The sequence below is a fragment of the Bradyrhizobium sp. CER78 genome (genome assembly GCF_029846235.1).
GTDB lineage: Bacteria > Pseudomonadota > Alphaproteobacteria > Rhizobiales > Xanthobacteraceae > Bradyrhizobium.
In genome coordinates this window covers 69,569-84,047 of record NZ_JARVWP010000023.1, presented here as the reverse complement: position 1 = coordinate 84,047, position 14,479 = coordinate 69,569, and the positions used below count along the sequence as shown (strand labels likewise).

Below are 14,479 nucleotides of genomic sequence, written 5' to 3'. Positions count from 1 at the left end.
AGCGCACTGCCGGTCAATCTCGTGTACGCCGCCAATAGGTTTCTGCCGATCAAGGTTCGCGCCTTCCTGGATTTTGCAGCGCCCAGACTGAAGCGATTCTTCGCGGAGGGCCAACCGCCGGCCTTCTAGGTGGGATCGCGCCTCACCTCGTCAGCGAGGGCGATTAAGCCTTGCCTCGCCTGACTTGGTCGAGCCACCGCGCAAAGCGCGGGTGCCTTGCAAACCTGTTTTCAAATGCCGCCAGTTCGTGCTGGAAGTATGGGAGTGAAAGAAGTGCCTCAATGTCTGGCTCCCTGGTCTTCCAGATCGCGTGAGGAAAGAAACCATACACTTTGAGCTCATAAAGTTCGAAGATTGAATAGATGATCTCGTGCGCGGCCCGGCGTTCTTCAGATGTCTTTTCAACGTTGCTGGAAACCTCTTGTTCGACGAGCGCGCTGATCGGGAGGCTCCGCCGTAGATCGGAGATTCGATCGGAATATCTGAGGAAGATGTCGGCTCCCAAACGCCGATTGTTGGTGTGCACGGCAGCGTAGATGGCAATACTGCCAACGATGACGGTACCAAGCGTCATAAATCTGAGAATATGTTCAAGCACTCCTTACCTCATCGCTACCTTAGGCTCCCCTGCTCGGCCGCTTTCCGAATTCGCAGCGCCATCCCGCAAGGCGTTCGGCTGGATGCTCTTTCATCCAGTCGGCAAGCTGCGGTGCTCCCATCATGCAGGACTGCATCGAGACGTCGGCGACGTCAGAGGTCGTGACGGTCTGCTCGTGGCAATTTGCCGGGGCGGAGAGACTGCAGAGCACAGCGACGATCGCAATCATGACGAAAGCCCATCCCTGCCGTCTGCATTGGCGCTGGCGACCGCATGACGGACGAGCGCTTTGTCGCTCTGTTCGTTAGCAGGAGCAATCGGTGGGAACACGCTGTCGTATATCGCGCGGGCTTCTCGAATGAGGCGGAGCCGCTCGCGCTCAGACCTCGGAACCAATTGAACGACTTCACCCATGTTCGCTCCTATTATATTATTGCCGTCATTTCACACCCTAGATGGGCCCTTGACGCCGGCGCTGAAACCTCGCAGGCGGTAACGTGGGTGTAAAATACTCGTGACAGAAGGCAAATTTGGAACGCCAACCGTCATCAGTCGGGATCGCCCGAGAGCCGCCTTCGGCAAAAGGCAATCTCACGAACAATGACTTCAATTCGGCTTGCCCAGGACAAATGCGAAGGGCACAACGAAGAGCTCGTCGCCTTGATCGTCGTTGACATGCAGGATCCAGTCCCGCCAATCCTCAAGGCTGCGCTCGTTGGTGACGGATTGCACGACGCGAGTCGCATGATCGCGCGCCTCAGCGAGGTCGTCCACCACGGCACCGCGGTGATCGACGAAAACCTTATTCGCGTTGGAGCAGTGGAAATACACCTGGGTCATATTCAACCTCCTTAAGGTTAGAGCGGATAACCGCTCAACCGCCGCACTTCGTCGCCAACAGATCGTTGAAAGCGTTGATTTCGGCGTCAAGCACAGCGAGGTTTCGCTCGCCGTCGGCGCACCTTGTCGCTGTCTGCCGAAGCGTCACTGATTCGTAGAACGAGGCGGCGTAGGCACGGCAGGTCATCTCCTGGTCGGTTGCTTTGGCTGGTTGGCTGCGCAACAGCTCCCAGCGCGCGCGGGAGGCGGCGATGTCCTTGTTTGAGGCGCACTCGGCCGCAAGCGAGGGAACCGTGGATGCGTTAATGACGGCAGAAGCGACGAGAACAGCGATTCTCCTCATGAGCAAACTCCGCAAAACGAGCTGTTGTGAGGAGAATTAAAGCTCTGCGGCTCTATCTTCTATTGTACGCGGGTCGTTCCAAGCACAGCTTTGGTTGCGCCGCATAAACCTTGGCTCAGAAGAGACGACCGACAGTTTTCGGGCGCTCCACCGGGACCGCCACCTCTAAGCGGAGTGACGGTACCATCGACGACGGACGCGGTACCCGCACGCTTCCTACGGCGCCGGAGACGAAGGGCCTGGGATGCAGTCAGGCCGCGCCGGAGTTTCGCCGATCAGTCCGAGGAAGCTCGTCTTGAGCTCAGATCGCACTCTTTGCAGGACCGCTCCGCTCTCGCCGTCCCTGATCGTGACCGTTGCGGTCAAGCCTGACACAAGCGGCACACCGGGCGGCACGTTGTCTATCGCGATCCGAACCGGAACTCTCTGCGCCAAGCGCACCCAGGTGTAAACGGGATCGACGTTTGGTAACCCCTGTGTCGAAGCGGCTGCGTTGGATACGCTGACGCCACGGGTCACTGTTGCGATGTGACCTATGATCGGCGCCGGGTAGCCCATAAGTTTTGCCTCGACGCGGTCACCCACACACAGGCGGGCCAGCTTGGTTTCCTCGAAATAGCCGTCAACCCAGTAACTGTCCGTGTCGATGATCGAAACGTTAGTGCTGCCTTGATGCGCGTAGTCTCCCTCTCTGAGCAGGAGGTTTGTGACAATTCCATTCACCGGACTGCGTACTTCGGTGCGCCGGAGGTTGATCTCCGCCTGCCGCACCTGCTGCTGGGCCGACTCGACCGCGGCTTTTGCCTGAAGTGCATTTCCCTCGTAGATCTGCTTCTCTTCGGTGCTGCTCGCCAGATCCGACAAGCGTCGCCGACGTTCAGACTGCAAATCCTTCACGTTGAGGTCCGCGATCCTTTGCTGCAAGACCGCCTTGTTTGTGCGCAGCGCGACGTCGAAATCGACAGGATCGATGACGTACAGCACGTCGCCCTTGTGAACGAATTGATTATCGACGATCCGCAACTCGGTGATACTGCCGGAAATTTCCGGCGCGACATTGGCAACTTGCACCCGCACTCGTCCGTCGCGTGTCCATGGCCCAGCGTTGTACTGGTCCCAGGTCACGAGAGCGATTAACACCGCAACGACTGCGATCGCGGCTGTAGCCATTTTGCGCAGCAGAAGCCGCGCGGTCCGCAAGGCGTCACGTCGCCGCGCGGCGGATTTCCCTGAAGACGAGACACTCGGTTTATCGTTTCGACGACCTTCCGGTACCCGTCGCGCGATTTCTTCCAACTCGCCCGCTTGGCGAGCTGAATCCGGCGAAGAGCAAGTGACGGCTGCCCGTACCTCGTCTTGCTCAACAGCATCATCACGAACCGTCGCGTCCATGGCGCCCTCCTCTAGAGCAACAACATCGATAAGCTCAGAATCGTCACATACAGACTGAGCTCTGCAATCGAGGCGTGACTGAACATCTTCGCAAATCCGACGACATGCAGAAGTGGTCGCAGGACGATGACGACGACGAGAGCCGTCATCAAATACGTTGCAAACGGCGCCACCAGAACGCCTCCGACGATCAGTTCTGGAAAGGTGTGTGTCATCAGGTTGCCTCCCTGGTGGACTCGACGCCCCCGCCCCGGTCAACGAGGTTGCTCGTCAGGATTAGGCACGCGGCAACGTCCGCCTCGATCGAGTCTTTCTGTGCGGCCGTTTCATGTAACCGGTGTGCAATGGTGCGCAGGGTCGCCGTATCTCGCTTGGAAATTGCTGCGCGCGCGTCGTCTGCCAATGATGCAAGCGGCCCATCGGCAAGCGACATCAGCTTCGCCTCGCAAAGCCGGACCATCGCCGACTGGTCGAAGCACGAGAGCATTTCTGCCAGAGCGCGACTGTCCTGCGCTCCTCCGACCGAAAGAAACTGTCCAATTCGGGCGGCGTCCCGGAACGCTGCTTCTTCGGAAGGCTCTCCGGTCTGCTGAGCCGGCTTCCGCAGCTCAGCGCGAGCCTCCGCAAGCAGCCGCATCCTCCGCTCGTCATCGGAGACGGGAGGAATCAGCGTCTGTGCCGCAAGCAGCAGCGCCGCGGCCGCGACAAGAAACAGAGAGGTGAAGAGGAAGCTCTGCGGATTGTAGGTCTGCGGATTACTCGGTGCCAGGATAACCGGTATGAAAAGCAGATTTACCCGACCGAGTGATGACCACAGAGGGTTTTGTGACTTCATGAGAATGGCTGCACCGATCGTGAAGGGAGCCATGGCGATCGCCAACACGGGAAAGGCGTCGGCGCCGTTGAGGACCATGAACTCGAGTATGCCGGTCAGGGCAACTGCGATCGGTGAACCAACAACCGTGATGGCGGTGAAGCCGCGCGCGCTCGGTGTTGTGGCCCCTAATCCGGTAATCAACGCGACAAACGACAGCGAGGCGCTCGCCGCAGGCCATCCAGCCCAAACATAGAAAATTGAAGCAATTGCAAGCCACAGAGCGGCGCGGACACCACTTGCAGCTGCAGTTCTATAGGATCGATACAAGGGCGCACGCCAAACCCGCAGTGGCCATCGCGCCGACTTCAGGGCTAACAGATCCTGGTAAACCTCTTCATCCCGACGTCGCCATTCTCCGGCTGTCCATGCCGAAGCTTCGGTCTCGACGTCACGTACACGCTTTTGTCCTGCTACAAGTACCGGCTGCGGCGCCGGCAGCGCAGAATCGACCGCTCGTTCGAGCGCAGCTCTTGCCTGATCCGTGTCATCGACATCAACAGGACTGCTGTTCAAGATCCTGGCTGCCTGCAATTCAGCAACCAATCCGACCGCCACACTGCGAGCGGCGACGCTCCTGACGAAACCACTGCTCGTCTCGACAGCCACGCTGGCGATCTCAGGTCGGAGCGCCACGATTTCCCGGAGCAGCGTCAGGAATGTAGCCGAGTTGCCTGGTTCGGCGCCGTAGGCTGCGCCCGCATATTCGCGAATGCGGCGGCGAATCGCTGCGAGTTGCACCATGAGCCGTGGATGACGGTCGGGGGTGTACACCAGCGTGTTTATGACCGCCATCGACAGAACGCCGACCGCGATCGCGGCGCCGCGCGCCACGCCTGATTCAAACACGTGCTGTGGGTTGTCGATCTGTTGTGTCGCAATGAGTGCAACAGTGTAACCGGACAGTACTGCCGCATAGGCCCGATAGCCGTCCAGAAGGTTCGCTGCAAAGACGCAAATGCCAATCCACACCGCGAACGCAACGAGGATCAGATCCCTCTCCTGGGCGAAGATCCCGGTGATTGCGATTGATGCTGCGACACCCACAATCGTGCCGAGCAATCGAAAACCGGCCTTGTCCAGCGCCTGACCGCGGGTCGGTTCGGCGAGAATTCCAACAGTGACCGCCGCCGAGGCCGGGGCTTCAAGCTGCAGCCAAAAGCTCACGAACAGGGCCAAGATCATGGCCAGCCAAACGCGGATGGCGAAGCTCCAGGAGCTGAGGGGGATATTCGCCAAAGTGAGCGGCTGCTCCGATGTTGTCGCGACCACGGTGATACCTCGGCGGATACTTCGTCACTCGCGCTCAGATCTCGTGTCCCGCCACATCGACTGAGGCGACGAAGCAATAGCCACGTCCAGGGATGTTGACGATGAACCGATGCCCGTCCTGGCCATCACGCAGCGCGCGACGCAGCGCAGACATATGGACCGTGAGGTTGGCAGGCTCGACAAAGACATTGGGCCAAACCCGAGCCATCAAGTCCTGCTTGCTGACCAGCAAGCCGCGACGTTCAAGCAAAGCAATCAGGATCTCCAGAGCACGACTCCCGAGCGGTACGGGCCTGTCGCCTTCCAGAAGAAGAAACTGCGTTGGAAGCAGGTGGAACGGTCCGAACGAGACTTTGGCCGCAGTGGTGCCGGCTGATCCGGCTCGTTTCCCGGGGAATGGCTCGACCGCATCAGGAGTATGAACGGCACGTCTCACGTCAGGTCGCGATTCGGGATCAAATCGCGTCAAGCCTTCGAAATTCGCAGCCGAACCAAATGCGCGCATTATGACCTCGCGTGCTTTCGCGGGGGCGAATCCCCGCAACGATGCTCGTGAGGCGAATTTGGTGAGTTGGAATGCGGTGGGCTATTGCACGCGGGTGGCGCGTAACGACGGATTTGGCTGTGTTAGTTGAACCAAAATTTACACTGCACCTCGCGGATTGGCGCGAGAAAGGGGCGCGCCTGCCGTGCAGGTGACGGGTTGCACCAGGTTGACAGGGCTAGGAACGTTGTGGTGTGCCAGGCACGAGCTTGAGCTTGTCAGCCATCCGGCCGAGTTCAGGAAGCGAGCCGGCCTGCATCTTCTGCATTGCCCTGCTGCGATGCACTTTCACGGTGGCCTCGGCTATGCCGATCTCATGGGCAATCTGCTTGCTCAGGCGGCCGCGAGCAACCTGGATCACGATCTCGCGTTCCCTCGGACTTAGTGACCCGAAACGCTCCTTGAGAACGGCTAGGTCCTTGTCACTTTCCCGCCGCGCACGGTCGCGAGAGAGACCGAGCTGAATGGCGTCGAGCAGATCCTGATCGCGAAACGGCTTGGTCAGGAACTCGATGGCACCTCTCTTCATCGCCTGCACGGACATTGGGATGTCGCCATGCCCGGTGATGAAAATGATCGGGATCTCCCTATTCGCTGCGGTGAGCTCGCACTGGAGGTCGAGGCCGCTTTGGCCGGGTAATCTGATATCGAGCACCAGGCAAGTAGGGCAGTCCAGAGGATCCGATTTGAGGAAGTCGGAAATTGAGGCAAATAGCTGAACATTGATACCGAGCGATCGCAACAGCCGCCCGACCGACGCGCGGAGATCCGGATCGTCGTCGATAACCAACACGGTGGAGTTTGGGTCAGACATCGCTGCTGCTCGGAAGAGATCGCGAAACTCAGCCTTTGCCTCGTTTACGGCCGGTTCCGCATATCTAGTCCTAATCCCTGAACCTGAACAGTCCCATTTTTCGCGGAGAATGCGCGGGAGGGTACACCAAAGTTTACCCTATACTGACGCCGCTCGCCCTCGTGCGACGCGCCGGTCGACTTAGGCTTGCCGATCTACAGTCGATGGCCGCTGAGCCAGCCGACCTATCAACTCACGCAAGCCACTCCGGTTCCGGGCTGGCGGCGGATCGCGCCAACGCCTTGGCTGCATCATCGCGCGAAGCTTTGTCGGCCCGCCGCTCGTAGTCGTCGGCAAGGGCCTTGAGCTGACGCGCGATCGTCTCGTCGGTCATGCTCCTGGCGGTGCGGAGCAACGTCTGCGCTGTCTTCAAATATTCCTTGCCTCGTTGCGAGATTTGGAGGGTCATGACGCCCTCGCGCGGTTTTCGGACGACTGGTCGAAGGCGAGTCGGAGCCAGCCCACCCAATTGCGGTCACTTTGGCGGCGCGCTTTGAAGCGATCGACGCACGCCCTGGAGCAAAGCGGGGTTCGCCACGAGTAATGCCGGACGAGCCCAAACTTGCCATCACAGAGTGCACATCGCTTTGCCTTGTGAGGTCCTCGATTTTCCAGGCGGTAAGACATTGCTCTCTCCTCTTGGCCTGTGGGAATTTCGGACACATGCACACTAAGAGGACAGTCACCAAGAGCTCAATTGAGCGCAGGTCGATGTCGGGCATCCAAGGGGAGCAGGACGACGATACGAAGGCTTATGGCGTTCGGACTCCGTCCTTGAGGTCGCCCGGTGTCGGCGCCCGTTCCGTCAGCTGACATTCTCGATCGCAAGCCCTATCGGTCGAGCTTCGCTATTGTCGTCAAGATAAGCCAAAGCTTACGGGGCATCTGCGTTGCACCAGTGGCATTCTCCCCCCACATCGGGCAATTCCATGCAGAGCGTCGGCATAGTTGGCTGCCCACACGACCGGTCCAACGAATGACCATAGGCGGGCATGATGAAAAAGATACTGGTTTCGATCGTCGATGATGACCGGTTCTGTCGCGAGTCCACGTGTCGGCTCTTGAGATCGCTGGGCTATAAGGCCAATTCTTTTTCGTCTGCAGCCGAGTTTCTCGCGTCCCCGCGCCTCGCCGAAACAGCCTGCCTGATCGCCGATATCCAAATGCCGGCTATGACCGGGCTCGAACTCCATCGACAACTTGTCGACACCGGCAACGCCATACCGACAATCCTCGTAACTGCGTTTCCCAATGACGTTGATCGGACTAGCGCCCTGAACGACGGCGTCTTGTGTTACCTGCGCAAGCCAGTGGAGGACGAGCAATTCACACAATGCCTTCGCGAGGCTTTCAGGTCTGCTGACTCGGCGGAAGAGGAGCCGTAAGCTCTCTTTCAATATCGGGCAAGGTGAACTGAAACACTGCACCGCGAGGATCATTCGCTCTCGCCCACAGCTTGCCCCCATGAGCATGGATGATGGAGCGGCAAATCGACAACCCCATGCCTGTTCCGCCAGACTTCGTGGTGTAGAAAGCGTCGAAGATCCGGTCGAGAAACGCAGGATCAATGCCCGGCCCGGAATCGCGCACGGCCACGAGGACGCCGGCATGGTCCTGCTCGGTGCTGATCAACAATTCTCTCGCCCCCTCCTCAATCGAGCCCATCGCTTCAGCCGCGTTGAGAACCAGGTTCAACAAGACCTGTTGCAACTGGACACGATCCCCCAAAACCGGAAGCAGCCCCTCAGCAAGCCGGATCTGGACCGAAACCCCATTCTTGAGCGTCACGCTTTGCGCCAATGCAATCACTTCATTGATTGCCGTGTTGAGTTCAAAGCGCTCTTTTCGCGGCGGCGCCTTCTTGATTTGCTCCCGGATACGATCGATGATGTCTCCGGATCGATCCGCGTCCGCAACCAGACAGGAGAGCGCTTCCCTCACCTCATCCAGGTCCGGCGGCTGCATATTCAGAAAATTCTCGGCTGCCCGGGCGTTGTTGCGCGCGCTGGCGATCGGTTGCGCGATTTCGTGAGACAGAGAGGCTGCCAATTCTCCCATCATGCTCACGCGGTTCATGTGGGCGAAATCCGATTGCATCTGCTGTAACTGCGCCAGCGCTTGTCTGCGATCATCGATGTCCATATGGGTGCCGTACCACGCAACAACTCTTCCTGTGTCGTCGCGCGAAGGCTCCGCACGAATCAGGAACCAGCGATACGATCCGTCATGGCGGCGTATGCGGGCTTCAATTTCACCCGGCTTTTCAGATGCGAGCAGTTGCAGCCACAACTCATTCACGCGCGGAAGGTCTTCGGGATGGATCGACCCAGTCCGTTGCCAACTTAGCGCTCGATCAATCGAGTTCCCCGTGTAGTCGAGCATCCGCTTGTTGAAGTACTCGACGGAACCGTCGGCTCTGGCGCGCCAGGCCGCAACCGGAATTGAGTCAAGAGTTTGTTGCACGTGCCTGACGTTCGCCAATTCGGCCTCGCTTCGTCGCAGGGCACTTTCGGCTGTCTTCAGGTCCTGGATATCCGTATTGGTGCCATACCAAGCGACAACCGCTCCTGCCTCATCGCGCACAGGCTCGGCACGAATGAGGAACCAGCGATACGATCCATCGGAGCCGCGCATTCGGGCTTCGGCTTCGCCCGGTTTTTCAGATGCCAACGTTTGTAGCCAGGCGTCCCGCAGGCGCGGAGCGTCGTCGGGATGGATCAAAGCAAACCACTGCCAACCCAACGCTTGATCAAGCGAGATCCCTGTGTAGTCCAGCCAACGTTTGTTGATGTACTCGGTGGAGCCGTCAGCCCTGGCGCGCCAAGCCATCGCCGGGATGGAATCGAGTGTTGTCCGTAGCTGGACCGCCTGTTCAGCGCGCTTGCGCTCGGTCAAATCGAGCACGAATCCGACGCCCTCATCCCCGCCTTCGTTGAACGTCGCGGCGCCAACAAGCACGGGAACGCGGCTGCCATCTTTCCGAACATACTCCTTCTCGAACGGTTGAGCGATCCCTGTCGAGTTCAGTTGTGCCCGTGTGAGTTGGTCGCGCTCGCGCCATTCCGGAGCATTCAGCTCGGTCCAGCGCAGGCGACCCAAAGCGAGATCCTCGCGGTCATATCCTATGATACGTAGAAACGCGTCATTGGCTTCAAGAATCTCCCCTTCGCTGTTCCTGATGATGATTCCGATGATGTTGGCGTCGACCAAACGCCGAATCTTCCCTTCGCGATCTGCGAGGTCGTGATAGAGCCGCGAATTTTCGAGCGAGATCGCCGCTTGCGACGCAAGCACTTTCAACAAGGCGACGCGGTCCGGCGTAAATACATTCGGCATCAGGTGGTTCTCAAGGTAGAGAATTGCCGTGAGCTTTCCCTGGTTGATCAACGGCAAGCAGAGAACCGAACGCACACGCCCCTGACGAATATAGGGATCGGCAGAAAATGGATTGCGGGATGACGCGTCATCGAGAATCACAGTTTGTTGGGTGCGCGCGCCATACCGAACCAACGATTCTGGCAACGCGGCTGAGCTGCAGGAACCATCCCGTCGATGCACGATCACATTTTCTCCACTAGCGATCGCTTCTGCCTGCATCTGCAGCTCATCACCTCGCGGGACAATCAGAAGACCTCGTTCGGCGCCGGCGTGCTCGAGGGCCGCGCGCATGAGTTTGTCGACGAGCCTTTCCAGCACCATCTCGCCAGAGAGTGCTTGCGAGACTTCGATCATTGTTGCGAGATCGAGATGCTCGACCGGCGCCTCAATCGTACCCGCTGGAGCCGGCGCGCGCTCGTCCCGCCTCAACCGCGGATGGAGTTGATCGAGCTGCCGCACCTTTCCTATGGCTCCCCATTGAAAATAGCCCCGCCGTGCATTCCCCAGGTAGAGATGCGCGATGTCTTCGAATCCTCGCGCCGCGTAAAACCGGGCTGCCAGTTCGTAGGCGAGCGCTTCGTTGTGGACAAAGCTGTTTGCTCGGGCCGAGTGGATCGCCCGCTGGTAAAGACGCTCGGCATCCAGCTCGCGACCTTCCAATCGGGCGATCTCAGCGCCGACAAGGGCGGCGCGGTTCTCGAAATTCTCGGGGCAATTCTTCGCCCAGATTCCAATCTGCTCGTGATGCGCGGCCAGAGCCTCCAGATGCTGTCGGCTCTCGTCGGCTAAGTCGGAGTCACAGGATGAAGCGCGCGCGAGCGCGCTGTAAAAGTGATACTCCGCGACTTCCATCGTGGGAAGCGACGTCCAGAGCAACGGTTGCGCCCTAAGGGAGGCGTCGACAGCCGCAGCAAAGTCGCCGGCCAGGAAGCTCCCCTGCAGCTTGCGAATCCAATACCAGCACTCGGCAAATGCCAGATTTGGATCACCGGACAGATGGCGGACGATCCGGCCTTCATCGAAATGCTCGTCGTCGAAAGAGCCGAATCGACGAGTCGACCCGCGCAACATTCGGACTAGTGCAAGCTGCGTCGCGATGGCTTCGGTGACGAGTTCGAAATGCATTTGCCGCGCCAACGCTAGTCCCTGCTCAGTCTCGCGCTGCACTTCGTCGAGCGGATCGCCGACCATGAGCATGTTTGAGTTGAGATGAGCGCGGCTGTACGCCGCATAAGTGAGATCACCCGTCTTGTTCGCAACGTCGAACGCCCGATGCAACAGATCGCGGCCACTCCGAGCATGCCTCGTCCACGGCATGACCTGGTTTCCGAAATTCATGAAGATCCTAGCCAGGAAGTGTTTCAAATTGCGCCGCTCGACCAGTTCGTAGCCGACTCGGCCAAATCGATATCCGGCCCTGTAGTCCCCGAAAAGCGGACCGGCAACCATGCCGACCCGGACATACCCGTTGGACGAGCCATCGCTGTTGCCGCGATCGAGGCTGAGGCTGACCGCCCCGCAGCCGACCAACGCAAGCAGGTTCGCATCCGTGAACACCGCTGCTGGCCCGAGCTTGCTCAGAACATCGAGAATGGCGAGGGATGCGGGATCGGCCATCAGCGGCAGGTCAACCAGCTCCTCGATCGCGCGGCCACCGAGCTTGGACCAGATCAGCTGATATTCGCGACGCACCTCCTCGTCCGCAGGATGTGCCGACCATGCCACGCCCACATGTTGGAGACATTCCAGGCCGACAGCGACCGCTTCGCTCATTCGCCCACGGGCCGTATACACGTCTATTCGCAGGCACGCGGCGGCTGCCCGTTCGACGGTATTGGCGGCGCGAGCTGACAGCAGCGTCAGCCGATTCTCCGCGGCGGCCAATTCGCCGGTCAAGAATTCGCATTCGGCCCGGTGAAGCTCCAGTTCGAACATGAGCTCACGATGCCGCTCCCACGAATCCTCCGGCAACGTTGCAGCACCGGCCTCGAAATAGGTAAGCGACGCGTCATAGGCCGTCGACGTCTTAGCGCGCTTACCCGCGATCAGATTCAGCCGGGCCAGTTGCTCGCATTCATCGAACGAGGAGATCAATGGCGCGCCGCGGTTGAGCTGGCTGACAATCTCGAAGATCGCTTCGTCCCGCTTTTCCGGAGGTGTCTGCGCCAGGAGCAGACGGCCGATCGTCAAATGCGCTTCCGCACGTGACGCCTCCGGGATCAGCGCATAGGCGGCTTCCTGCACCCGGTCGTGAACGAACTTGTAGGAGCGTACGACGCGGTCGATGAGTTGTTGACTAACGGCCTCCGAGAGGGCCGCGTGCACCAGATCCTCCGATATGTTAAGAACAGCCGAGAGGATCGCGACATCTACGACATTGCCCAGGCAAGCGAGCTGTCGCAACGCGTCCTGGGTGTCGGGTGATAACCGCGTCAACTTTTCAGCCAGAAGCTCCACGACATTGTCCGTGTTTCTCTTGGCGTGGATGCCTCCCATGTCCCAGGACCATCGCCCCCGCGCCTGATCAAAGGCCAGCAGCCCCTCGTCGGCGAGCACGTGAAGAAACTGGATGACGAAGAACGGATTGCCGTTCGTCTTCGCGTGCACCAGCCCAGCAAGCAGGTCAGTCTGCTCGGGGTTGGAGCGGAGCGCGTCCGCAACAAGATTTCCGAGGTCACTGGTCGCCAGGGGCACCAGCTTGATATCCCGTACCCTTCCGGTTGCGCGGATTGCTTGCAGCTTACGCATGAGCGGATGCGTTGCGGTGACCTCGTTATCGCGGTAGGCGCCGATGAGGAGGAGATTACGGAGATCGGATCGGCTCAACAGGTCCTCAAGAAGGTCCAGCGTCGCTGCATCGAGCCACTGCAAGTCATCGAGGAACAGCGCCAGAGGATGCTCCGGCCGCGCAAAAACGCCGATCAGCTGCCGAAGCACCGTCTGGAAGCGTCGCTGGGCGTCCTGCGGCGGAAGCTCAACGACCGGCGGTAGCTCACCCATGAGGTGCTTTAGTTCAGGAACGAGATCCGCCATCAGTCCCGCGTTAGATCCCAGGGTTCCCCACAAGGCGTCGCGCCATGACGCGAGATCGGCGTCGCTCTTACCGAGTAGCGGCCGGATCAGGCTCTGAAGGGCCTGTGCCAGCGTCGCGTATGGGATATCGCGTTTGAGCTGATCGAACTTGCCGGATGCGAACAGGCCGCGCGGCGGTACCAGCACCGACTGCAGCTCGTTGACGACCGACGATTTGCCGATGCCGGAGTAGCCATAAACCAGGACCAGTTCCGGGGCGCCACCGTTGACGATGCGATCGAAGGAGGCGAGCAAAGTCTCAACCTCGCGCCGCCGCCCGTAGAGTTTCTCGGGGATCCGGAGCCGATCGGACGTGTCGTTTTCGCCCAGCGGAAAGTCGTCGATGCGGCCCCGCGCCTCCCATTCGATCAGGCAGCTGCAAAGGTCGCTTTCGAGGCCGGCCGCCGTTTGATAGCGATCTTCGGCCCTCTTCGCGAGTAACTTCATGATGATTGCCGAGACGGCGCCAGGGATTTCTTGCAGCCGCTCGGCAGGCGGCACCGGCCGCCTCGCGAGATGGCAGTGCACCCATTCCATCGGCTCCGTGGCGACAAACGGCAAGACACCGGTGAGCATCTGGTAGAAGGTGATGCCGAGCGCGTAGAGGTCGCTTCGCGAATCGATTGACCGATTCATCCGCCCGGTCTGCTCGGGCGCCATGTAGGCGAGTGTGCCGGCAATCATCTCGGGAGGGTGAGGCGATTGGCGTTCACGCTCGAAGCGCGACGCAATACCGAACCCCGTCAGCTTCACCTCGCCGGTCGCCCCGTTGAGGAGGATGTTGGCTGGCTTGATGTCCTTGTGGATGAGCCCGCGCCGGTGAAGCTTGCCCACGACCGAGGCAATAGTGCTGCCGAGGCGCAAGAAGCGCCCGATATCCATGGGCACGCCGAGCAACATCTCGAGCGGCTCACCGCCCGCATCATCGAGCACCAGCACGGTCCGATTGGCTTCGCGCACGAGCTCCAATGGCCGCACTGCCCACGTGCTATCGAGTTCGTCCTTCAGTTCGTATTCGTGACTGAAGCGATCGAAGGTTGAACGAGACGGGTGCTCGGTCGCAGGAACAATGAGCAGCACGGCGCACCGCTTACCCTCATCATCGAGTCGCCAGCCGCGGTGAAACACGCGCTCGCCGTCTCTCCACAAGACCTGAGAGCCACCGTCCACGTTCGCGACGTTCTGCGAATGCGGCACCATCTCCGAGCCTCCGGCATTCGGACTCCCAATTGAGTTCGGGCCAGCCACACTTTGCGTGCGCGATGTGCGCGGCCTCGCTCCGGCTGTAGAAATCGTACCCGATCGCCTGAGAA

The 14,479-nt window shown here is 59.8% G+C and carries 13 protein-coding genes and 1 pseudogene; 2 read left to right on the top strand and 12 right to left on the bottom strand.

Going from position 1 to position 14,479, the window contains the following annotated elements; genetic code table 11:
• Window positions 1–9: 9 nt before the first annotated feature.
• Window positions 10–129, top strand: a pseudogene (locus QDT69_RS33365) (LysR family transcriptional regulator); the annotation flags it as partial.
• A gap of 34 nt (window positions 130–163) precedes the next feature.
• Here QDT69_RS33365 and QDT69_RS33360 read toward each other — a convergent pair.
• The 11 genes from QDT69_RS33360 to QDT69_RS33315 all read right to left on the bottom strand — a co-directional run bounded on the left by QDT69_RS33360 (window position 164) and on the right by QDT69_RS33315 (window position 7,125).
• A complete protein-coding gene (locus QDT69_RS33360) occupies window positions 164–598 on the bottom strand; it encodes a hypothetical protein (RefSeq protein ID WP_279710715.1) in 435 nt (144 codons plus the stop codon).
• Window positions 599–617: 19 nt separating this feature from the next.
• A complete protein-coding gene (locus QDT69_RS37225; RefSeq protein WP_347952180.1) occupies window positions 618–827 on the bottom strand; it encodes a hypothetical protein in 210 nt (69 codons plus the stop codon).
• Window positions 824–1,012 carry a hypothetical protein gene (locus tag QDT69_RS33355; RefSeq protein ID WP_279710714.1) on the bottom strand — a complete coding sequence of 63 codons (189 nt, stop codon included), beginning with the start codon at window positions 1,010–1,012 and terminating at the stop codon, window positions 824–826. The genes QDT69_RS37225 and QDT69_RS33355 overlap by 4 nt, the downstream gene beginning before the upstream one ends.
• Window positions 1,013–1,204: 192 nt before the next feature.
• Entirely contained in the window at window positions 1,205–1,438 is a 234-nt protein-coding gene (locus QDT69_RS33350) for a hypothetical protein (protein ID WP_279710713.1), read from the bottom strand.
• A gap of 34 nt (window positions 1,439–1,472) precedes the next feature.
• On the bottom strand, window positions 1,473–1,781 hold the full coding sequence (locus QDT69_RS33345; RefSeq protein ID WP_279710712.1) for a hypothetical protein: 309 nt from the start codon (window positions 1,779–1,781) through the stop codon (window positions 1,473–1,475).
• A 216-nt stretch (window positions 1,782–1,997) separates the two neighbouring features.
• Window positions 1,998–2,951: an HlyD family secretion protein gene (locus tag QDT69_RS33340; RefSeq protein ID WP_279710744.1), complete on the bottom strand. Its 954-nt coding sequence runs from the start codon at window positions 2,949–2,951 to the stop codon at window positions 1,998–2,000.
• Between the two features lie 233 nt (window positions 2,952–3,184).
• Window positions 3,185–3,388: a DUF1656 domain-containing protein gene (locus tag QDT69_RS33335; protein WP_279710711.1), complete on the bottom strand. Its 204-nt coding sequence runs from the start codon at window positions 3,386–3,388 to the stop codon at window positions 3,185–3,187.
• On the bottom strand, window positions 3,388–5,319 hold the full coding sequence (locus tag QDT69_RS33330) for an FUSC family protein (RefSeq protein ID WP_279710710.1): 1,932 nt from the start codon (window positions 5,317–5,319) through the stop codon (window positions 3,388–3,390). The genes QDT69_RS33335 and QDT69_RS33330 overlap by 1 nt, the downstream gene beginning before the upstream one ends.
• A 34-nt stretch (window positions 5,320–5,353) precedes the next feature.
• Window positions 5,354–5,824 carry a transcriptional regulator gene (locus QDT69_RS33325; protein ID WP_279710709.1) on the bottom strand — a complete coding sequence of 157 codons (471 nt, stop codon included), beginning with the start codon at window positions 5,822–5,824 and terminating at the stop codon, window positions 5,354–5,356.
• A gap of 217 nt (window positions 5,825–6,041) precedes the next feature.
• Window positions 6,042–6,677, bottom strand: coding sequence for a response regulator (locus QDT69_RS33320; protein ID WP_279710708.1), 636 nt, complete (start codon window positions 6,675–6,677; stop codon window positions 6,042–6,044).
• Between the two features lie 232 nt (window positions 6,678–6,909).
• Complete coding sequence (locus QDT69_RS33315; protein WP_279710707.1) at window positions 6,910–7,125, bottom strand: hypothetical protein; 216 nt, start codon at window positions 7,123–7,125, stop codon at window positions 6,910–6,912.
• Window positions 7,126–7,711: 586 nt separating this feature from the next.
• Here QDT69_RS33315 and QDT69_RS33310 point away from each other — a divergent pair.
• Window positions 7,712–8,101: a response regulator gene (locus QDT69_RS33310; RefSeq protein ID WP_279710706.1), complete on the top strand. Its 390-nt coding sequence runs from the start codon at window positions 7,712–7,714 to the stop codon at window positions 8,099–8,101.
• On the opposite strand, the gene QDT69_RS33305 is transcribed toward QDT69_RS33310, so the two are convergent.
• Entirely contained in the window at window positions 8,067–14,366 is a 6,300-nt protein-coding gene (locus QDT69_RS33305) for a PAS domain S-box protein (protein WP_279710705.1), read from the bottom strand. The two genes, QDT69_RS33310 and QDT69_RS33305, sit on opposite strands and share 35 nt — an antisense overlap.
• Between the last annotated feature and the right edge of the window lie 113 nt (window positions 14,367–14,479).

Bases quoted from the DNA above. Each gene is read 5' to 3' on its own strand.
- QDT69_RS33355 (WP_279710714.1), bottom strand. From the start codon at position 1,012: ATGGGTGAAGTCGTTCAATTGGTTCCGAGGTCTGAGCGCGAGCGGCTC.
- QDT69_RS33350 (WP_279710713.1), bottom strand. From the start codon at position 1,438: ATGACCCAGGTGTATTTCCACTGCTCCAACGCGAATAAGGTTTTCGTC.
- QDT69_RS33340 (WP_279710744.1), bottom strand. From the start codon at position 2,951: ATGGCTACAGCCGCGATCGCAGTCGTTGCGGTGTTAATCGCTCTCGTG.
- QDT69_RS33310 (WP_279710706.1), top strand. From the start codon at position 7,712: ATGAAAAAGATACTGGTTTCGATCGTCGATGATGACCGGTTCTGTCGC.
- QDT69_RS33320 (WP_279710708.1), bottom strand. From the start codon at position 6,677: ATGTCTGACCCAAACTCCACCGTGTTGGTTATCGACGACGATCCGGAT.
- QDT69_RS33325 (WP_279710709.1), bottom strand. From the start codon at position 5,824: ATGCGCGCATTTGGTTCGGCTGCGAATTTCGAAGGCTTGACGCGATTT.
- QDT69_RS33335 (WP_279710711.1), bottom strand. From the start codon at position 3,388: ATGACACACACCTTTCCAGAACTGATCGTCGGAGGCGTTCTGGTGGCG.
- QDT69_RS37225 (WP_347952180.1), bottom strand. From the start codon at position 827: ATGATTGCGATCGTCGCTGTGCTCTGCAGTCTCTCCGCCCCGGCAAAT.
- QDT69_RS33315 (WP_279710707.1), bottom strand. From the start codon at position 7,125: ATGACCCTCCAAATCTCGCAACGAGGCAAGGAATATTTGAAGACAGCG.
- QDT69_RS33345 (WP_279710712.1), bottom strand. From the start codon at position 1,781: ATGAGGAGAATCGCTGTTCTCGTCGCTTCTGCCGTCATTAACGCATCC.
- QDT69_RS33305 (WP_279710705.1), bottom strand. From the start codon at position 14,366: ATGGTGCCGCATTCGCAGAACGTCGCGAACGTGGACGGTGGCTCTCAG.